Annotated in this window: 18 protein-coding genes and 1 pseudogene; 7 read left to right on the top strand and 12 right to left on the bottom strand. The window is 69.5% G+C overall.

Translation table 11 applies throughout. From position 1 onward, the window contains the following. Positions 1-102: 102 nt before the first annotated feature. Entirely contained in the window at positions 103-1,683 is a 1,581-nt protein-coding gene (locus SH922_RS05120) for an alkaline phosphatase D family protein (protein WP_393055128.1), read from the bottom strand. A 126-nt stretch (positions 1,684-1,809) separates the two neighbouring features. Next, positions 1,810-3,267, bottom strand: coding sequence for a PLP-dependent aminotransferase family protein (locus SH922_RS05115; RefSeq protein ID WP_393055126.1), 1,458 nt, complete (start codon positions 3,265-3,267; stop codon positions 1,810-1,812). A gap of 2 nt (positions 3,268-3,269) precedes the next feature. On the opposite strand from SH922_RS05115, the pseudogene SH922_RS05110 reads away from it, so the two are divergent. Then, positions 3,270-4,163: pseudogene (locus tag SH922_RS05110) on the top strand (DMT family transporter); the annotation flags it as partial. A gap of 57 nt (positions 4,164-4,220) precedes the next feature. On the opposite strand, the gene SH922_RS05105 reads toward SH922_RS05110, so the two are convergent. Continuing rightward, positions 4,221-5,054, bottom strand: a complete 834-nt coding sequence (locus tag SH922_RS05105; protein ID WP_393055124.1) for an alpha/beta fold hydrolase — start codon at positions 5,052-5,054, stop codon at positions 4,221-4,223. Positions 5,055-5,206: 152 nt separating this feature from the next. Here SH922_RS05105 and SH922_RS05100 point away from each other — a divergent pair, with 152 nt between their 5' ends. Together SH922_RS05100 and SH922_RS05095 are read left to right on the top strand one after the other, a co-directional pair. After that, entirely contained in the window at positions 5,207-6,091 is an 885-nt protein-coding gene (locus SH922_RS05100; protein WP_393055122.1) for an RNA polymerase sigma-70 factor, read from the top strand. Positions 6,092-6,391: 300 nt separating this feature from the next. Beyond that, positions 6,392-7,159: a GntR family transcriptional regulator gene (locus SH922_RS05095; RefSeq protein ID WP_393055120.1), complete on the top strand. Its 768-nt coding sequence runs from the start codon at positions 6,392-6,394 to the stop codon at positions 7,157-7,159. 45 nt (positions 7,160-7,204) lie between these two features. Here SH922_RS05095 and SH922_RS05090 read toward each other — a convergent pair whose 3' ends face one another. The 3 genes from SH922_RS05090 to SH922_RS05080 form a co-directional block, all read right to left on the bottom strand. Further along, positions 7,205-8,362 carry an ROK family transcriptional regulator gene (locus tag SH922_RS05090; RefSeq protein ID WP_393055118.1) on the bottom strand — a complete coding sequence of 386 codons (1,158 nt, stop codon included), beginning with the start codon at positions 8,360-8,362 and terminating at the stop codon, positions 7,205-7,207. A 121-nt stretch (positions 8,363-8,483) separates the two neighbouring features. Next, on the bottom strand, positions 8,484-9,134 hold the full coding sequence (locus SH922_RS05085) for a response regulator (protein WP_393055116.1): 651 nt from the start codon (positions 9,132-9,134) through the stop codon (positions 8,484-8,486). 46 nt (positions 9,135-9,180) lie between these two features. Next, entirely contained in the window at positions 9,181-10,353 is a 1,173-nt protein-coding gene (locus tag SH922_RS05080; protein WP_393055114.1) for a sensor histidine kinase, read from the bottom strand. A gap of 107 nt (positions 10,354-10,460) precedes the next feature. Here SH922_RS05080 and SH922_RS05075 point away from each other — a divergent pair, with 107 nt between their 5' ends. The 4 genes from SH922_RS05075 (at position 10,461) to SH922_RS05060 (ending at position 13,626) form a co-directional block, all read left to right on the top strand. Continuing rightward, positions 10,461-11,405 (top strand): ABC transporter ATP-binding protein, encoded by a 945-nt coding sequence (locus tag SH922_RS05075; protein WP_393055112.1) that lies wholly within the window; start codon positions 10,461-10,463, stop codon positions 11,403-11,405. After that, complete coding sequence (locus tag SH922_RS05070) at positions 11,402-12,145, top strand: ABC transporter permease (RefSeq protein WP_393063468.1); 744 nt, start codon at positions 11,402-11,404, stop codon at positions 12,143-12,145. The genes SH922_RS05075 and SH922_RS05070 overlap by 4 nt, the downstream gene beginning before the upstream one ends. A gap of 241 nt (positions 12,146-12,386) precedes the next feature. After that, on the top strand, positions 12,387-12,854 hold the full coding sequence (locus SH922_RS05065) for an SAM-dependent methyltransferase (RefSeq protein WP_393055110.1): 468 nt from the start codon (positions 12,387-12,389) through the stop codon (positions 12,852-12,854). A 334-nt stretch (positions 12,855-13,188) separates the two neighbouring features. Continuing rightward, the gene (locus tag SH922_RS05060) at positions 13,189-13,626 is read left to right on the top strand and encodes a hypothetical protein (protein ID WP_393055108.1); all 438 of its coding nucleotides are present in this window, start codon (positions 13,189-13,191) and stop codon (positions 13,624-13,626) included. 192 nt (positions 13,627-13,818) lie between these two features. Here the strand turns inward: SH922_RS05060 and mug are convergent, their stop codons facing one another. The 6 genes from mug to SH922_RS05030 all read right to left on the bottom strand — a co-directional run bounded on the left by mug (position 13,819) and on the right by SH922_RS05030 (position 19,989). Next, positions 13,819-14,382, bottom strand: a complete 564-nt coding sequence (gene mug, locus SH922_RS05055; RefSeq protein ID WP_393055106.1) for a G/U mismatch-specific DNA glycosylase — start codon at positions 14,380-14,382, stop codon at positions 13,819-13,821. A gap of 19 nt (positions 14,383-14,401) precedes the next feature. After that, entirely contained in the window at positions 14,402-15,844 is a 1,443-nt protein-coding gene (purB, locus tag SH922_RS05050; RefSeq protein ID WP_393055104.1) for an adenylosuccinate lyase, read from the bottom strand. A 165-nt stretch (positions 15,845-16,009) separates the two neighbouring features. Next, positions 16,010-16,852, bottom strand: a complete 843-nt coding sequence (locus SH922_RS05045; protein ID WP_393055102.1) for an SGNH/GDSL hydrolase family protein — start codon at positions 16,850-16,852, stop codon at positions 16,010-16,012. Positions 16,853-16,991: 139 nt separating this feature from the next. Further along, complete coding sequence (locus tag SH922_RS05040) at positions 16,992-18,011, bottom strand: hemolysin family protein (RefSeq protein WP_393055100.1); 1,020 nt, start codon at positions 18,009-18,011, stop codon at positions 16,992-16,994. Continuing rightward, on the bottom strand, positions 18,008-19,345 hold the full coding sequence (locus SH922_RS05035; RefSeq protein ID WP_393055098.1) for a hemolysin family protein: 1,338 nt from the start codon (positions 19,343-19,345) through the stop codon (positions 18,008-18,010). Before SH922_RS05035 ends, SH922_RS05040 begins: the two co-directional genes overlap by 4 nt. Before the next feature lie 224 nt (positions 19,346-19,569). Continuing rightward, positions 19,570-19,989, bottom strand: coding sequence for a GNAT family N-acetyltransferase (locus SH922_RS05030; protein WP_393055096.1), 420 nt, complete (start codon positions 19,987-19,989; stop codon positions 19,570-19,572). Between the last annotated feature and the right edge of the window lie 35 nt (positions 19,990-20,024).

Genomic DNA, 20,024 nt, shown 5'->3' with positions numbered 1-20,024 from the left:
AACCCACCACTGACAATCGACCTGGGCCGAGTGGTGCCCGGCCGGGATGCGGAGCCCGAGCTCCTCACCCCTGCCCGTTGCCGGACGGTCAGTCCGGCCGGCTCACTGCCCCACTCGTCCGGGCTGGAGAACCTTGCTGAACAGGACGGATCCGCCCTGCGCGCGTAGGCGCACGGTCAACTCCCCGCTGTCACCGTCGATGTCCACTTCGCCGAAGAGCGGAGGCGTCTCCATCGGTGAAACGTTCGCCCGACCGGGTGCCTGAACGAACACCCGATCGGGTCCGAATGTGTCGTCGAGTGCGTTGGAAGGGAACTGGCCGGCCGCCAGCGGCCCCGTGACGAACTCCCAGAAGGGGGAGAAATCCTTGAATGCCGCCCGCTCGGGGGCGTAATGCTGGGCCGAGGTGTAGTGCACGTCTGCCGTCAGCCATACCGTGCCGGTGATCCGTTGGTGCTTGATGAACCGCAGCAGTTCGGCGATCTGCAGTTCGCGGCCGAGCGGAGCCCCGGGATCACCTTGGGACACTGCTTCGAAGTTCGTGGCACCGTCGGCGACGACCAGCCCGAGCGGCATGTCCGCGGCGATCACCTTCCACACCGCCCGGGACTTCGACAGTTCCCGCTTGAGCCAGGCCAACTGCTCCGTACCGAGGATTCCGGTGGTGTCATCGGCCTGCCGGCCGGGGGAGTTGGCGTTGCGGAAGGTCCGCATGTCCAGGACGAACAGATCGAGCAGCGGACCGTGCCGCACCACTCGGTGGACCCTGTCCCCGCCAGTGGCGCCGTGCAGCGTCGACACGGGGAAGTACTCACGGAAGGCCTGCATCGAGCGCGTCGCCAGCACGTCCACGTTCTTCTCGGTGTACCGGAGGTCGTCGAGGATCTGCCCGGGATACCAGTTGTTGCGCACCTCGTGGTCGTCCCACTGAATCACCGAGGGCACCTGAGCGTTGAACTGCCGGAGGTTGTCGTCCAGCAGGTTGTAGCGGAAGTTCCCCCGGTACTCGGCTAGCGTCTCGGCGACCTTCGCCTTCTCCTCGGTGGTGACGTTGCGCCAGACACGCCCGTCGGGCAGCGACACACTGGGCTCGATGACCCCGTCCGCGTAGATGTTGTCCCCGCTGCAGAGGAAGAAGTCGGGGTCGAGGCGGCGCATCTCGTCGTACACCCGGTAACCCCCGATGTCCGGGTTGATGCCCCACCCCTGGCCCGCGATGTCGCCGGACCACAGGAAACGCACACCGTCCCGCCGGCGTGCGGGCGCGGTCCGGAAGGTTCCGTACACCGGTTCGCCGGTGCGGCGGGGGTCGTCCGGGGCGGCGAGCGTCACCCGGTAGTGCACCTGCTCGCCCGGCGGCAGCCCGTACAGAGGCGTCGTCCCGGTGAAGTCCGTGCCGGGACCCAGCAGCGGGCCGTGCCAGGTGCGGGCGCGCCGGAACGACTCGGTCGCCGACGTCTCCACCACCATCCGGGCCGGCCGGTCGGAGCGCACCCAGACCAGTGCGGAGGAGGACGTGACGTCTCCCACCTGCACACCCCAGGCCGCGTCCGGGCGGCCGGACCGAGCGAAGGCCGGGGCCGCCGCGCCCACCACGGGGAGCGCGAGAGCGGCCGAGGCAGCAAGTGAACCGCGCAGCACTGTACGTCGGTCGGGGGACGGAAGGCGCGGAGTGGACGGCATCGAAGAGCCTCCGGGGCAGCGGGTCGGACACACGGACTGATGAGCGACCGGGCCACCCTCCCGTCCGCCGGAGTCGGGCGCACCAACGTGAGGTGAATAGCTGGCCCCGCCGGCTCGGCTGTCCGTTCAGCCGTGTCCCTGCCGGGCCGCGGCCAGCCGCTGCACACCGTGAACGATGTCCGCCGGCGACAGATGCGCGTAACCGAGCACCAGGCCGACGGATCCGTCGTCGGTCCGCGTGGTGCCGCAGTCGCTCAGCGGGCGCAGGGCGATCCGGGCCTCCTCCGCGCGGGCCACGAACTCCGCCTCGGGACCGTACCGTTCGGGCAGCCGGGCGATGATGTGCAGCCCAGCCGCGATTCCGCTGACCTCGGTGCCGGGGAAGTGCTCGGCAAGTCCCGCAGTCAGGACGTCACGGCGTTCCCGGTATGCGCGTTGGCAGCGGCGCAGCTGGCGGTCGTATCCGCCCCCGGCGATGAAGTCGGCGAGCACAGCCTGGTCGACGGCGGGGTTGCCGAGGTCCATGGTCCGCTTGCGGTCGGTCAACTCGTCCGTCATCGACGCCGGCGCCAGCAGCCAGCCCAGCCGAAGTCCGGGCGCCAGCGACTTGCTCACCGAGCCGGTGTACGCGACGCGCTCGGGGTCGAGCCCCTGCAGGGCGCCGACGGGTGCGCGGTCGTAGCGGAAATCACCGTCGTAGTCGTCCTCCACGATCAGCCCGTCGCTCTCCCTCGCCCAGTCGAGCAGCCGGCTGCGGCGAGCGGCGGAGTACGCGATTCCGGTAGGGAACTGATGGGCCGGCGTCGTCACGACGGCACGTACGCCGGAGCGCACGAGCGGGTCGACCTCCAGCCCTTCCTCATCGAGCGGCAATCGCGCCGTGGCCAGGCCGGCCGAGGCGAACAGGGAGGCGTGCTCGGGGCTCCCGGGATCCTCGACACCGACGGTGCGCAGGCCACGGCCGCGCAGAACGGATCCGAGCAGCGTCGTCGCCTGGGCGACGCCCGAACAGACCAGCAGGCGCTCCGGGTCGGCCACCACTCCGCGGCGCCTCGTGAGCAGAGCGGCCAGTGCGTCGCGCAGTTGGGGAAGCCCGCGGGGATCCGGATATCCCAGGGCGCTGTGCGGCAGCCGGCCGAGAACCGAACGGTAGACGGCGGCCCAGGCACTGCGGGGGAAGAGCGAGAGGTCCGGGGTACCGGGGCGGAAGTCGACACGCGTCCCCCGGGCGCGGGGCGAGAGATCGCGGGCATCGCCGGCCGCCGCCCGCACCGATCCGCTCACCCACGTACCGGCTCCGCGCCCGCTGCGCAGGTAACTCTCGGCGGTGAGCTGTTCGTAAGCCTCCGTGACCAGGCCGCGTGAGACGCCCAGGTCGGCGGCGAGCGCGCGGCTGGACGGCAGTCGGGTGCCCGGCACCAGACGGCCGGAGCGGACCGCTTCACGCAGCGCCGACTGCAGGGCACGGCCGCGCCCACGGGCAGGGGCCGAAGCGGCCGGGAGCAACAACTCCCAGGCGGCCGACACGGATTCCTGCGTACCACTGCCACTGCCGGATACTGAACTGGTCCCCGAAGTCGTCATGAATGTGGACCTTAAGCCGGGCCGCCGGGCTGCCTAGCGTCGGTGCCATGAACGTGACCTACCTGCGCGGCGCGCTCCTCGCCGCATTCGCCTGCATCCTCGTGGGTGCGTCCTTCACCGCCAACAGCGTCCTCGGCGACTATCCCTACGCGGGTGGTCAGGCACTGCGCTACGGCCTGGCAGGCCTGCTGCTCGTACCCCTTCTGTCGCGAGCCGGAGGGCCTCGGCCGGTCGTCACCCTGCGCGGGCTCACCGGCAGGCAGTGGGGGCGGCTCGCCCTGCTCGCCGCTGTGGGCATGGTCGGCTTCAACCTGGCAGTGCTTGCTGCGGAGCGGTCCGCGGAACCGGCCGTTCCGGGGGTGTTCGTCGGGTGCGCGCCGATCCTCGTGGCCGTCCTCGCACCCCTCCTGGAGGGGCGCCGGCCGGCCCGGGCCGTGCTCTGCGCCGCGGTGCTGGTCGCCGCGGGAGCCTTTACCGTCCAGGGCTGGGGGCGTACGGACACGGCCGGCGTCATCTGCTCCGTCGGTGCGCTGGCAGGGGAGGTGGGCTTTGCCCTGCTCGCCGTACCGGTTCTGCGTCCGCTGGGTCCCAAGCTGTTGTCCGCCACGGTGTGCGCGATCGCAGCCGTGGAGTCGGCCGTACTGGGTCTGCTGGTCGAAGGTGCCGGATTCGTGCGTCTGCCCACGCCCGGCGAGACGGCTGCGCTGCTCTGGCAGGCCGCTGTGGTCACCGTGGTCGGCTTCGTCTGCTGGTACAGGGGGATGCAGCGCATCGGAGCCGAGCGTGCCACTCTCTTCTCCGGTCTGATCCCCGTCTCTGCCGCGCTCACCGCTCCGCTGGTCGGTGCGGGCTCGTACGGTCCCGCCCAGGCCGCGGGCAGCTGCCTGGTCGGGCTCGGCGTGGCAATCGGCTCAGGCGTCCTGCACCGGCGTGGCCGTGAGTGGGCGGTGGACTCAGCGGCTGGTGTCGAGAATCACCCGCGCCACCAGAGCGGGGTCGTCGTTCATCGGGACGTGGCCGCAGCCGGGCAGCCGGACCAGGCGGGCGCCGGGGACGGTGCGCTTGGCCCGGATGCCCTGGCGCCGCAGGAGCAGCCGGTCGTGGCCGCCCCAGGCGATGGTCACCGGCAGGCCCGGCACGTCGTCGGTGAACAGGACGTCGCGTCCGGCGGCCAGCGTCCGGTGGAAGCCGGTCGCCTGGCGCAGGGCCAGGGTCTCGGACACGGCGGCCTCCGGTGAACGCCGACCGGGCCGGGCGTAGATGGTGCTGGTCAGGACGGTGCGGCCGGCCGCGGAGCGGGACAGCCGCTCGATGAGGGGCAGGGGCATCGACTCCGCGGCCAGCCGCATGGCGCGGAGCGTTCCGAACGCGTACCGGCGCTCGCGGTCCGTCCAGAACCCGGCGGGCGAGAGCGCGGTCACCGAGCGTGCGAGCTTCTCGCGCCCGAGCTCCAGCGCCAGCAGGCCGCCGAGTGAGTTCCCCGCCACGTGGGGGCGGTCCACGTCGATCGCCTCGCAGAATGTCCCGAGCAGCGGTGCCACGGTGGTCAGGTCGTACGGGAGGTCGTCGGGCAGCCCGGGGGAGGCACCGAAACCCGGCAGGTCTATCGCGATGACATCCCGTTCCACGGCCAGCACCGGGATCACCGGGTCCCAGGCCTGACGGTGGTGGCCGATGCCGTGGAGCAACAGCAGCGGCTCCCCGGAACCCGACCGTTCGTAGGCGACGGAGACGGTCCGTGGTCGTCCGCGGGGTGACTCGACGGTGAACGAGACCGTGGTGGCCATGAAGGTGCTCCCGGGTGAGGCGACACGGAGAGACCGTGCCCGCAAGCGGCTTAGACATTCCGTCAACAACAATTACCGCCAGGTAGCTTGTAGTTCAAGGGGGCGAGGCCGGGGAACTGGACACGGTGCTGCGGGTCGGCTGGTATGAGCAGGTGACAACCGAAACCGTGACCGACGTCTTCGAAGAGCACCGGCCCGTACTCATCGGGGTCGCCTACCGCATGCTCGCCCGGATCGCCGACGCCGAGGACGTGGTCCAGGAGGCCTGGCTTCGATGGTCGGCCGCTTCGCGGGAGGACGTGCGCGAACCACGCGCCTTCCTCGTCAGGATCGTCACCCGCCTCGCCATCGACCGCTTGCGTCAGCTCGGTACGCGTCGCGAGGCGTACGTCGGACCGTGGCTGCCGGAACCCCTGGTCACCGACTTCGGGCCAACCGTGCCCGACACGGCGGAGCAGGCCGTGCTCGCCGACTCCGTGTCCGTCGCCGTCCTTGTCGTCCTCGAGTCACTGTCCCCGCTGGAGCGCGCCGTCTTCGTCCTGCGCGAGGCCTTCGGCTTTCCCTATGCGGAGATCGCCGCGACGCTCGACAGGACCGAAGCGGCCGTGCGTCAGCTCGCCGGGCGCGCCCGTCAGCACGTGGAGGAGCGCAAGCCGCGCTACGAGGTCGATCCCGCTCAACGCCGTGACCTCACGGAACGCTTTCTGGCCGCGGCCGCCGGCGGTGACATCGCCGCGCTGCTCACACTGCTCGCACCGGACGCGCGGCTCGTCGGCGACAGTGGAGGAAAGTCGAAGGCGCCCCTGCGGATCCTGCGGAGCGCGGACAAGGTCGGCCGGTTCCTCTTCGCCGTCGCTCACGGGCAGATCCCCGACCTGTCGATTCGCTTCCTGGAACTGAACGGCGGTCCGGCGGTCCTGGTGCTCTCCGGCGGCAAGCCGGATTCCGTGGTCCAGGTGGAGGTGCGGGACGGAGTCATTCAGTGCGTATATATCATCCGCAATCCTGACAAACTCACCACTTTCGCCGGAGAGTAGGCGACCGGAGCCGTTTGGCCATTTCCTCGGAAGCGCCTCTCGACTGCTCGTACCGCGAAGCCGCCCGGCCGCCTGCCGAAGCCCCACGGACCTGCTCGGACGTGGGGCTTTGTGCTGGGTACGGCCGTCCTTGCGCGAACGTCCTGTGAACGCTGCACGGCGGATCGCCGGTTCACACGCCTCCGGCCCGAGGATTGGTCTTGACCAAGGGGGTGCGCCGTCCTATGGTCTCAACGTTAAGACAGGAACCTTTAATAAATAACGTCGCGGAAAAGCCGCTGGGCGATTGCGGAGGACAGGGTGGGGACCACGCAGCTGGAATCGGTACAGGAGCCGAAGTACTGGCACCTCAAGACCGTGCTCAGTGAGGCACTCGACTCGGACTTTGCGGTGGGGGAGATCCTCCCCAATGAGCGCGAGCTCGCCGCCCGGTTCGGCGTCGCCCGGGCCACGCTCCGGCAGGCCCTGGAGCAACTCGAACTCGAAGGCAGGCTGCAGCGCCGCCGCGGAGTGGGCACCACGGTCGCCCCGCCGCGCGTGGGCGTCGCCGTCTCCACCGCTCAGCACGACTGGACCGGAGGCGGTGCGGGCGAGGCGTGGCAGTCGGTCGACTGCCGGACAGCCGCCGCACCGGCCGCCGTGGCCGGCATGCTCGACGTGGCGGGTGACGAGGCCGTCCACATCGTGCGCAGGATCCGGCTCACCCACGGCCAGGCGGTCGCGGCGGAGCTGCTGTACGTACCGGCGGCCTCCGTTCCGGATCTCTCCGCGATAGACAGCGCGTCCGGTCCCGCCAGGGCCCGCAGTGTCGTACGTGAACTGCACCGGCTCGGCCTTGACGGACAGGACCGTTCCGTAGAGCTCGGCTCGGCGCGTGCGGACGACGCCAAGGAACTCGACCGGCTCCCCGGCGCTCCCGTCCTCGTCGTGACGACCCGCTACCTCGCGGTCGGCGGGACAGCAGCCGTTTCCGTCGCCACGTACCGGGCCGACACCTGCCGGCTCACCTTCGGCGACTCGGGCGACCTGGAGATCAGCCACCACGATCAGACCCGCCAGGCATCCTGACCGAATGGCCGCCCGCCCGGGCGTGCACCGTACGGCCCGTCGCACTCAGCGGCGGGCCGTCACCGTTCCCTCCACAGCGAAGAGCTGCTCCTCGACATGGTCGAGCGCCAGACGCAGCGCGCCCGTGGCCACGGCGGCCTCGCCGAGCAGCGAAAGCGTCACCCGAGGGGGCCGCAGGCAGTACCGAGCCAGCTCACTGCGGAGCGGATCCAGCACCCCGTCCAGCCCGGCCGCCCAGCCGCCGATGACCACCAGCTCCGGATCGAGCGCCAGGACCAGCGCCGCCACGTCATGGACCAGCCGCTGAATGAACCGCTCGACGGCGGCCTGCGCCTGCTCGTCGCCGTGCCGGGCCTTGGCGAACACCGCGGCGACCGCATGCTCGTCCAGCGGGTCCAGGGGAGTGTCCGTCGTCGACAGCAGTCTCTCCGGTGTGACGTCACGGCCCAGGAGATGCAGCGCACCGATCTCGCCGGCCGCCCCGCCGAAACCGCGGTGCAGCCGGCCGCCGATCAGGGAGCCCGCCCCGGGGCTCAGACCCGCCAGCACGAACACGATGTCGTCGGACTCCGTGGCCGCGCCCTTCCAGTGCTCTGCGACGGCCGCCGCATTCGCATCGTTCTCCACGAGAACGGGGCAGCGGAACGAGCGCCTCAGGCGCTCACCGAGCGCCAGCCCCGTCCAGTCCGGAAGAGCGGTGCCCAGCCGGACGGTGCCGTCGGCCTCCACGATGCCGGGGCTGCCCACGCCGACCGCGCGCAGACTGCTGCGGGCCACACCGGTGCGCCGAAGGACGTCGGCGACCACGGCCCGCACCTTGTCGAGGCGGTCGTCCGCGCAGGCGGCCTCCGAAACCTCACGGGAGCCGGCGCCGATGATCCGGCCGTCCAGCCCCGACAGCAACGCCGAGACCCGGTGCGGGCCGATCTCGATGCCCAGCAGGTGCCCCGCCTCGGCCCGGAACCGGAACCGGCGGGCCGGACGTCCCTGACGTCGCGCCTCGGCACCGTCAGGCGCCGACTCGACGACCAGCCCGGCCTCGAACAGTCCCTCCACTACGCCTTCGACCGTGGGCCGGGACAGACCCGTGATCCGGGTCAGGTCCGTGAGGGTCGGGGATTCTGCGCCCCGGAGGGCATGCAGAACCACCGCAGAATTGATCCGACGCAGCAACGACGGGTCCCCACCGGTCAGCCGGCCCACGGTGTGTCCTCCCAGCTCGTGCGCATGTCAGGCGGATCGTACTCGCTGCTCAGGGACTGGGCGAGCGTGGGCGCCAAGTCGCCGGACCTTGGGTGGCAAGGCCGCCCGGGAACACCCGATATCAGCTCGGAGCGACGAATCCGGACTCGTAGGCGGCGATGACCGCCTGGGTGCGGTCTCGCGCCCCCAACTTCGCCAGCACTGCACTGACATGGGTCTTCACCGTTTCGACGCCCACTACGAGCCGGGCGGCGATCTCGGCATTGGACAGGCCACCGGCCATCAGGCGCAGCACGGCGGCTTCACGCTCTGTGAGCGAGGCCCGCTCCATGGCCTCCCGCGCCGCGCTCGTGCCGTACTCGGCGGCGAGCTGACGGACCGCGGCCGGGAACAGCAGGGACTCGCCTTCTGCCACCAGACGCACTGCGTGCACGATCTCGGCCGGCCGGGCCCGCTTGAGGAGAAAGCCGTCCGCGCCCGCGCGCAGTGCTTCGTAGACGTACTCATCGTTCTCGAACGTCGTCACCACCAGGATCTTCGGTGGGTCAGGCACCGTGCGCAGCACCACCCGAGTCGCCTCGATGCCGTCCATCAGCGGCATTCGCACGTCCATGGCCACCACATCAGGACGCAGTTGACGCACAAGCGGGATCACCGCGGCGCCGTCACCCGCCTCCCCCACCACCTCGATGTCGGGCTGGGCTTCCAGGACCGCGCGCAGTCCCGCACGGACCAGGGGCTCGTCGTCGACCAGAAGAACGGTAACCGGCATTCGCTCAGAGTATGTGGTGCGCTGCTCATGGTGTGCGGTGCGCTGGTCAGCGTATGCGGTGCAGAGGAAGGCTCGCGTGCACCATCCATCCCCCCTTGTACGGTCCGGTCTTGGCGCTGCCGCCCAGCAGAGCGGCTCGTTCCCTGATGCCTCTCAGCCCGCTTCCGCCCCCAGAAGTAGCGGTCGATCCCGTGAGCGGATTTGTCACCTCCAGCTCAAGTCGGCCGTCGGCGACGGTGATGCGGACGCGGACCGCAACCGATCCGGAATGGCGCAGGACGTTGGTGAGGGCCTCCTGGAGGATGCGGTACCCCTCACGGGACACGGACGCCGGCACCTGTTCCAACGGACCGGAAACATCCGCATCGACCTCGGCTCCGGAACCACGTGCGGAGTCCAGCAGGCGATCCGCCTCGCTCAGTGACGGGCGCTGCCCCGGCGGCGTGCCCGATTCGCGCAGCACTCTCAGTACCCGTTCCAAGTCGTCGAGCGCATCACGGCCCGTCTCCTCGATCGCCGCCAGCGCCCGCTCGGTGAACGCCGGGTCGTGCGCCGCCCGGGCCGCACCCGCCTGAACGACGGCGACCGTCAGAGCGTGCCCGATCGAATCGTGCAGCTCGCGCGCGATCCGGTTGCGCTCGAGCAGCTGCTCCGTACGCTCCTCCAACGCGGTCATGCGCTGTTTCGGAGTGGGTCCGAGAAGCCACCGGGCTGCAACGGTGATCAGCTCCCCGCAGCTCACGACCACGGCGAGCAGCATCACCAGGGGAACCGGAGCGAGGAGCGCGGCCCACCAGTGCGTGCCCAGCCCGGCGGCGAACCATTCGGCGCTCGGCTCCGAACCGACCGCGGAGCGGACGAGATCAACCGCCGTCGCCGACAGCCACACCGTCGCCATGCCGGCCAGCCCGGCACACACCAGCCGCACTTCCAGCCAGAGCGCGGTCCGCCACCGCTCGGACCACGACGTGGAGGGAGCCACTGAAATGGTCGCCTCGGGATCGCCCCGCTCCTCGGGCGTGAGCAGCAACTGCGCCTGGATCCCCTCGGCGAGGCGCGTGCCGGGGATCAGCCCCACCAGGGCCGCGAGGACGACCGGCACCCAGGGCGTGTCCGTCGAGATGAACAGCCAGACACTGACTGCGGCGCCGGGCAGGAGCAGATGTAGCCACCGGGTGTAGGTGACCGGCGCGGTCAACGGGCGGAGGAAGCTGAACATGCTGTCATCGTGCCAGCGCGCTCGACCCGACGGCTCCCCCGAGCGAGGGAGATGATCCACACCGGTGGGGGAGGACCGCTGCCCGGCACGGCGGCCAGGCTGAGGACATGACCAGTATCGACGTCAACGAGCTCACCAAGGATTACGGTGCTACCCGCGCCGTGGACCGTCTCACGTTCAGTGTGCGGCCCGGCCGGGTCACCGGCTTCCTCGGACCGAACGGAGCGGGCAAGTCCACCACCATGCGACTGGTCCTCGGCCTCGACCGGCCTACCGGCGGAACCGCCACGATCGGCGGGCAGAACTACGCGGCTCTGGATGATCCGCTTCACCATGTCGGGGTACTGCTCGACGCGCAGGCCGCCCACGGCTCGCGGACGGCGCGCAACCACCTGCTCGCGCTGGCCACGAGCAACGGTCTCAGCGGGGCAAGAGTCGAGGAAGTACTGGAGGAGGCCGGGCTCGGCCGCGTCGGGGGCCGGCGGATCAAGACGTTCTCCCTCGGTATGCGCCAGCGCCTCGGCATAGCGGCGGCACTGCTCGGTGATCCCGAAGTGGTCATGTTCGACGAGCCGTCGAACGGGCTGGATCCGGAAGGCATCATCTGGATCCGGGAGCTGATGAAGCGGCTGGCGCGAGAGGGCCGCACCGTATGGGTCTCCAGCCATCTGATGAACGAGACGTCGTCGTTCGCCGACCATCTGATCGTCCTCGGGCGAGGACGCCTCCTTGCCGACCTCCCGATGCAGGAGTTCCTCGACTCCCGGAGCCGGCCCCGCGTACGAGTGCGGGTGCACACGACTGAATCTCCCCGGCTCGGTGAGGTCTTGAAACGGAAGGGGTACCGGGCCCAGCAGGGTGAGGACGGGTGCTGGACCGTCGAAGGGGCGCGAGCGGACGAGGTCGGGGCGCTCGCTGCCACGGAAGGCCTTCCGGTTCTCCAGCTCGTGGACGAGCAGGCCACGCTGGAACAGGCGTATCTGGATCTCACAGCCGGCGCAGCGGAGTTCGAGTCCGCCGATTCCACGCCCACCACACGACAGGAGGCCTGACCATGTCGACCATCGCAGTCCTGCGCTCCGAGTGGATCAAGATCAGATCGGTTCGCTCGGTCGCCGGATCCCTGACGGCCGTGTTCCTCGCCACCATGGTCGTCACGGTCCTCAGCTTCGCCACCGTCGGCCAGGCCGAGGCGGACAACACGGATGCCGACCTCGTGTTCGGCGCCTTCTACGCGCTGAACTTCGGTCAGATCGCGGCCATAAGCTTCGGAGCGACAGCGATCTCGTCCGAGTACGTCAACGGCGCGCTGCGCATGTCGCTCGCTGCGGTTCCGCGCCGCACCCTCTTCTACACAGTCAAGATGTCACTCATCGGGGGAACAGCTCTAGCCGTAGGCCTTGTCACGAGCTTCAGTTCGTTTCTGGTCGGGCAGTCGTTCATGGGGGAGTACGCCATCGGGCTGGGCGAGCCCGGCGTTCTGAGGGCCGCTTTCGGCTGCGGCATATATCTCGCCCTGATGACTCTCTTCGCCGCTGGGCTGACTGTCCTGTTCCGCAGCGCGGTTGCTGTGCTCAGCCTGCTCATCCCCTTCATCCTGATTGTTTCGTTCGTCGTCGGCGACATCGCAGGCGGTGTGGCTGACTATCTGCCCGACCGGGCCGGGCAGTTGGTGCTGCACCAGCATTCGGAGAGCAGCCTGGGGCCCTGGACGGGGCTGGGCGTCACGGGGGCGTGGGCCGGGGCGTCCTTGCTGGTCGGATGGTGGGCGCTGCGACGCCGGGATGCGTAGGACGGCGCTCTCAGGATGCTTGGGCAGTTGAACGAACATGTCTGCCGAGGCCATTGATGTGATGTGTGGTCGGACCGAGCCGTTGATGCGGGCGCTCGCCCGACCTCGACACCGAGGCGTACTGGCAGTGCATGGCTCGGTTACAGAATGCGACGGACTCTCCATCGCCGGTCAGGCCGCCCACCGTCCGGCAGCCATTCTCGTCTGGGCGCGACGCCGCCCAAGGAGGTAGAACCCTTCCATGCCAAGCTTCGAGGTCACGCCGATAGGTACAGTCCGGAACGACCGGACGGACGTCCAGCACACGGACAACTGGGGAGCCGTCCGCAGCACGATCACCGTCGACGAGCGCTTCGGTGATGCGTGTCTCCAGGGATTGGAGGGTTTCTCCCACGTGGAGGTCCTCTTCATCTTCGACCAGTTCCCGGAAAGCGATGACTACAGTGAACCCCGCCCCTACCGTGGCCGCTCCGACCTCCCGCCCGTTGGTGTCTTCGCCGGCCGTGGTCCCCGCAGACCGAACCGCATCGGCGTAACGTGCTGCGCCGTCGAATCCATTCACGGCCGGGAACTGACGGTGGTGGGCCTCGACGCGGTCTCCGGCACCCCGGTCATTGACCTGAAGCCGACGATGGCGGAGTTCTGTGCAGTGAACATCAAACAGCCTGAATGGGTCAGCAGCCTGATGTCGGAGTACTTCCAGCCGTAAAACGACCCTGGCTACCTGCCCGTGGTCACCGACTTCCCCTGTGACGGGTCACGTTTACGGCTGGAGTACACAAGTGGCGTGGATGAGTTCCCCCTCGGACGGATGCGTCCGTAGGGGAGCCCAGCAGCCCATGAGCTTCTGCGTTCAGCACCTCGTGGGCTCGGCCAGCCGATCACGTGCATGTCGGGGATGGGGAAGTCCGATTGAACCGGGAACCGGGAGGCAGTGGCAGGGGCAGTGGTCGTGGCGGTGGCGATAGCCGAAGGACGGCTGAAAACCTCTCAAAGTGTACGGAGAGGCTCCCGTTGTCAGTGGCGGACGGTTTACTGACGGCATGACCACCGCACATCACCTCCGCCTCATCGACGGGATGCGCACCCGAGATTTTCCCCCGGATCGCATCCGATCGGGTTCGGGAGTCAGCGGGCCCGGCTACCACACGGCGTCCCTGCACGCCGACGACGATCACTGGGACGATGACGAGGCGAGGCGGCTGGAGCACCGCGCACAGTGTCTTGCGGAGCACGAGGCGCTGATCACCGTGCTTGGCGCACGCTGGGGTGAGCCGCAGCTGATCAGCCTGTGGAGTGCCCAGGAGCGAATGACGTCAGGTGAGGAGATACCCGACCCATGGGCCGAAACCGTTGCGGGGTGCGAGTATCTCCGGCTCTGGCGCATCGAGACTCGGTGGATCGCCCTGGCGCTGTATCTGCAGGAGGAGGGCCTCGGGTGCGAGCTCGGCGTGGTGGTGACCGAGATCGATCCTCCGTGAGCTCTTTCGCGGGGCGGCGGGGCAGTGAAGGGGCATGCGTGGGCTGCTCCGGGCATGTGGGGACGTAGCCGGAACGTGAGGCGCGGTCCACCCTGTTGAATCGCCCGCTCCGACCGCCAGGGGCGGTGCCGGGGCGGCGGCTGGCTCCATCCAGGAACGGGAATGAGCGCGGCCGAGGGACCTGTTCTGCCGTCAGGCCTCAGGGGTGGGGGCCGTGGTGTCCGAGTCGACGGCTGACCGGAGACGTCCGTACTCGTCGGCCATGGAGCTGATGGTCCAGTGGGCGTTCAGGCCACTGGGGTTGGGCAGCGCCCAGACGCGGGCCCCGCCGATCCGCCGGTCCTGCGGCCCGATGCGGGCCTGTCGCTCGCCGAATGCCGTTCGGTAGGCAGTGATCCCGACGACGGCCAGCCATTGAGGCCGCAGTTCCTCGACCTTCGACGTGAGGAGTCGGCCCCCTGCGCGGAATTCCTCAGCAGACAGTTCGTCGGCCCGGGCCGTTGCTCTGGCGACCACATTGGTGATGCCCAGTCCGTAGCGGAGCAGATCGGACTGCTCGCAGGGCTTCAGCTGCCGCGGGGTGAATCCCGACAGATGGAGCACCGGCCAGAAACGATTGCCGGGAAAGGCGAAGTGATGGCCCGTGGCACCTGTCATCAAGCTCGGGTTGATTCCGCAGAACAGTACGCGCAGGCCGCCCGCGACCACATCGGGAACAATGCGGTCACGGGCGGCCAGGAGCTGTTCCGGTGTCACCGGCCTGAGGTCCGGTGCATCAGAGGATCGAGCCCGGCGTGTAAGCGGCGGCCTCCGGGTGCTGCTTGGTGATCTCCTCGATCCGGCCGACGAGTGCGGTGACCTGATCGCCCGCAGCGCCCGTGAAGGAGAGCTTGTCTGCCATGAGTTCGTCCAGCTGCGCACGGTCGAGCGGGATGCGCTCGTCCGCCGCCAGCTTGTCCAGCAGTTCGTTGCGCTCCGTGCCCTGCTCCCGCATGGCGAGAGCGGACGCGACCGCGTTCTCCTTGATGGCCTCGTGGGCTACCTCACGGCCGACACCGGCGCGAACTGCGCCCATCAGTACCTTGGTCGTGGCGAGGAAGGGCAGGTAGCGGTCCAGCTCGCGGGCGACGACGGCGGGGAACGCACCGAATTCGTCGAGCACCGTCAGGAAGGTCTCCACCAGACCGTCGAACGCGAAGAACGCGTCGGGCAGTGCCACCCGGCGGACCACGGAGCAGGACACATCGCCCTCGTTCCACTGGTCGCCCGCCAGCTCACCGGTCATCGACGCGTAACCCCGCAGGATGACCATCAGGCCGTTGACACGCTCGCAGGAGCGGGTGTTCATCTTGTGAGGCATGGCGGACGAGCCGACCTGGCCCGGCTTGAATCCCTCGGTCACCAGCTCGTGGCCGGCCATCAGCCGGATGGTCTTCGCCACCGAGGAAGGGGCCGCGGCCAGCTGCACCAGGGCGGTCACCACGTCGTAGTCGAGCGAGCGCGGGTAGACCTGGCCGACCGAAGTGAAGGCCTGCGCGAAGCCGAGGTGTCCGGCGATGCGCTGCTCCAGGTCGGCGAGCTTCCCGGCGTCCCCGCCCAGCAGGTCGAGCATGTCCTGGGCCGTGCCGACGGGCCCCTTGATCCCGCGGAGCGGGTAGCGGCCCAGCAGGTCCTCAAGCCGTCCGTAGGCCACCAGCAGCTCGTCCGCAGCGGTGGCGAAGCGCTTGCCGAGGGTCGTGGCCTGCGCGGCGACATTGTGGGACCGGCCGGCGATGACCAGTTCGCGGTACTCACCGGCGAGCTTGCCGAGCCGGGCCAGGACCGCCACCGTGCGGTCGCGCATCAGTTCCAGCGACAGCCGGATCTGGAGCTGCTCGACATTCTCGGTCAGGTCGCGCGAGGTCATTCCCTTGTGGACCTGCTCGTGACCGGCGAGGGCGTTGAACTCCTCGATGCGGGCCTTGACGTCGTGCCGGGTCACCTTCTCGCGCTCGGCGATCGAGGCCAGGTCGACCTGGTCGAGGACGCGCTCGTAATCGGCGAGGGCCGCGTCGGGTACCTCGATCCCGAGGTCCTTCTGGGCGCGCAGCACCGCCAGCCACAGCTGACGTTCCAGCTTCACCTTCTGCTCGGGGGACCAGAGGACAGCCAGCTCCGTAGAGGCGTAGCGGCCGGCCAGGACATTGGGGATGCGAGGCTTCGCAGACACAGCAGTCACGTGTCCAGATTCTACTGGCGGTTTGTGCAGGTCGGCGCCGCCCCCCGCTTTGTGCGTTGCTACGACTGCGTGACTGCGTGACTGCGTGAGCGAGTGAGCGCGTGCGGGGGAGCGCACGGACGTGGACGCAGGTGGCCCGGCCCGCATCCGTCACCTTCGGGCCGGCTACTCGCCGGCGTCCACCCGTCGCCACGTGGCGACGGGGCCCGGGGCCTTGTCGTCCACGGGCGTGACCCAGAAGGCCCGTCCCAGATCGGCGCTGAACTGTGCTCCCGTACGGCCGTCTCCCGACGAGCGTCCGGTCAGACGCCGTCCTATCCAGGGGAACAGGTGCCGACGGGCAAAGCGCACGTCGTCGACGCGCCGGGCGGACCAGCGCGGCGGGGCCGCGACGGGCAACAGCGTCTGCCAGTCGTTCTCCGGTGGCAGCCCCAACGTCTGCCAGATGGCCTCCGCCACCCGGCGATGGCCCTCGGCGGTCAGGTGCAGCCGGTCCACGTCCCACATCCTGGGGTCGCCCAGTACCGGTGCCCCGTACAGGTCGGCGACCTCCGCGCCGTGCCGGGCGGCAAGGTCGTCGACCAGGGAGAACAGCTCCTCCATCCGCGGTCGGAACCGTTCCATCACCGGTCCGTTGCGACCAGGGCTGCGCATCAGGACCAGCTTCTTGCACGAGGGCGCCAGACGTTCCACGGCCTCTTCCAGGCGACCGCGGACCATGCCCATGTCGCACTTGGGCCGCAGGGTGTCGTTGAGACCGCCCACCAGCGTCACCACGTCCGCCTGCATGGCCGCAGCCACGTCCACCTGCTCGTCCACGATCTGGCCTATGAGCTTTCCGCGCACGGCGAGATTGGCATACCGGAATCCCGTGGTGCGGGTGGCCAGCCGGGTGGCGAGAGCGTCGGCCCAGCCCCGGTACGAACCATCGGGCATCAGGTCCGACATGCCCTCGGTGAACGAATCGCCTACCGCGACGAGACTGGTGTATTCGGCATTTATTTCCATGGCTCTGCGATCGTATCGCGGCGGGGCCCGGCCCCCCGAAGGCGGCGGGAGCCCCGTCCGCCGCCTTCTGACCGACTTCGGTCCCGCACTCCAGGAGGGGTGCGGGACCGGGCTGGGGCCGTGATCGGCGCGGACGGGATCAGCGCGGCTGAGGCCGGCCCACCAGCTCACGGAGGACGTCTTCCATCGTCACCATGCCGGCCAGCCGGTCGTCCTCGTCGAGGACGGCCGCCAGATGCGTACGGCTGCGCCGGAGTGCGGTCAGTACGTCGTCGAGCGGTGTGGCCGCCCGGACCCGGGCGATCGGCCGCATCGCGGTCACCGGGAACGGCATGTCGCGGGGGGTGACGTCGAGGGCGTCCTTCACATGGAGGTAGCCCAGGATCCGCTGTTCGCTGTCCATCACCGGGAAGCGCGAGAATCCGGTCTCGGACGAGAGCCGCTCCAGTTCCTCGGGCGTCGTCCCGACCCTCGTGTACATCACCTGGTCCACCGGCAGCACCACATCTCGCACCGGCCTGCGCCCCAGCTCCAGCGCATGGTGCAGTCGCTCGGCGGCGCGGTCGTCGACCAGTCCGGCGTCGCCCGCGTCCTTGACGAGCCGGGCCAGCTCGTCGTCCGAGAACGTGGCCGACACCTCGTCCTTCGTCTCCACCCGCAACAACTTCAGCAGCGCGTTGGCGAAGGCGTTGATCGCGAAGATCACCGGACGCAGCGCCCGGGCCAGCGTCACCAGCGGCGGCCCGAGCAGCAGTGCGGTCTTCACGGGCTCGGCCAGTGCGATGTTCTTCGGCACCATCTCGCCGAGCAGCATGTGGAGGTAGGTCGCCACCGACAGCGCGATCACGAACGAGATCGGATGGACCAGCCCGTGCGGGACCCCCACGGCGTCGAAGACGGGCTCCAGCAGGTGCGCGATGGCGGGTTCGGCGACGATGCCGAGGACCAGGGTGCACAGCGTGATGCCCAGTTGCGCCGCAGCGAGCAGCGCCGAGACGTGTTCGAGGCCCCAGATGACGCTGCGCGCCCGCCGGTTCCCGTTCTCGGCCTGCGGTTCGATCTGGCTGCGTCGCACGGAGATGAGAGCGAACTCCGCACCGACGAAGAAGGCGTTCACGACCAGGGTCAGCAGGCCGATGAAGAGCTGTACGGCGGTCATCGCCCGTCCTCCGGCGCATCGTCGGAACCGGGCAGCGGCGCGTGCAGCAGCGCCCGGGCGGCGCGGCGCCCGGAGGCGTCCACGACGTCGAGGCGCCAGCCGGCCAGCTCGATCGAGTCACCCACGGCAGGGATGCGGCCCACCTCGGTCGCGATCAGTCCGGCAAGGGTCTCGTACGGTCCGTCCGGCACTCTCAGTCCGATCGTCTCCAGCTGGTCGGTGCGGGCCGCGCCGTCGGCCGACCACAGCGTGCGTCCGTCGGCGTCCTCGCCGGCCGGTGCGAGGTCGGGGGTCTCGTGCGGGTCGTGCTCGTCCCGCACCTCGCCGACGACCTCCTCGACGATGTCCTCCAGCGTCACGACGCCCGCCGTGCCGCCGTACTCGTCGATGACGACCGCCATCGCGAGCTTGCCGGAGAGCCGGTCCAGCAGCCGGTCCACGGTCAGGGTCTCCGGCACGAGCAGCGGCTCGCGCAGCATGTCCGAGACCCGCTTGCGCGGACGCTGCTCGGCGGGGATGGCCAGTACGTCCTTGATGTGGGCGACGCCTACGACGGTGTCGAGGCTGCCCCGGTACACAGGGAACCGGGAAAGCCCGGTGGCGCGCGTGGCGTTGGCGACGTCCTCCGCTGTCGCCTGCACGTCCAGCGCGGTGACCTGAACCCGGGGAGTCATCACGTTCTCCGCGGTCAGCTCCGCCAGATTGAGGGTGCGTACGAAGAGCTCCGCGGTGTCCGCCTCCAGGGCACCTGCCTTGGCGGAGTGCCGGGCAAGCGCCACCAGCTCCTGCGGACTGCGGGCGGTTGCCAGCTCCTCGGCCGGTTCGAGGCCGAAGCGGCGCACGATGTGGTTGGCCGTGTTGTTGAGGTGGCTGATGAAGGGCCGGAAGAGAGCAGTGAAGGCCCGCTGCGGGGTGGCCACCGTCTTGGCCACGTTGAGCGGCGAGGAGATGGCCCAGTTCTTCGGGACGAGCTCGCCGACCACCATGAGGAACACGGTGGACAGGGCGGTGCCGATGACCAGGGCCACGGACGACGACACGCTGGGCGACAGCCCGACGGCCTCGACCGGGCCACGGATCAGTTTCGCGATGGACGACTCGGAGAGCATGCCGACGACCAGGTTGGTGACGGTGATGCCCAGCTGGGCGCCGGAGAGCTGGAAGGTGAGGCTGCGTACCGCCTTCATGGCACTCGCGGCACCGCGTTCCTCCCGCTCCACAGCCCGTTCGAGCTGGCCGCGTTCGACCGTGGTCAGGGAGAACTCCGCCGCGACGAAGGCGCCGCAGGCGAGGGAGAGCAGTACCGCCACGAGCAGCAGGAGCACTTCGGTCATCGGTTCACCTCCGTCCCATGATCGGGCAGGGACACGAGGATCGCGCGATGTCGGCGATATCGGCTACTGGGAGGCTCGCCCATGGGACGGACGCTCACACCTTTCATATGGATCGACGGGGAGCATTCATAGTAAAGGATCGGCAAAGTGGCGAGGTCGGGCAGTCGTCGGGATTCCCTGACGACTGCCCCGGATCCGGCTTGCCCGGCCCGCCCCGCCCCCTTTCAGAGCGGCTTCACCCAGCGCCGCCAGTGGTCCTCGCGGTGGTAGCCGGCCGCGGCCCATGCGTGGTGGGCGCGCTCGTTTGCTTCCAGGACCATGGCGTCGGCCCGGCGGCCGCCGAGCGCGGCGAAACGGGCGTCCGCCGCTTCCAGCAACGCCGTGGCGATGCCTTGCCTGCGCAGTCCGGGATGTACGGCCAGCCGGTAGACATGGCAGCGCCATCCGTCGAAGCCGGTTATGACGGTGCCCACGAGCAGACCGTCCCGCTCCGCGAGGAGCAGGGCCTCCGGGTCCCGGTCGATCAGCCGGGACACCCCGTTGCGGTCGTCACTGATGCTCGTTCCTTCTGCCGCCTCGCGCCAGAACGCCAAGACGTCGTCGACGTCCGCGAGGTCGGCGCAGCGGATGTGGAGATCACTCATGGGATGAGCCAAGCAGAGGGTCATCCCGATGGGCG

The sequence above is a fragment of the Streptomyces sp. LN549 genome (assembly GCF_043203805.1).
In the GTDB taxonomy this organism is placed as follows: domain Bacteria; phylum Actinomycetota; class Actinomycetes; order Streptomycetales; family Streptomycetaceae; genus Streptomyces.
Note: the sequence above shows the minus strand (reverse complement) of the source record. Positions and strands in the feature narration are given on the sequence as shown.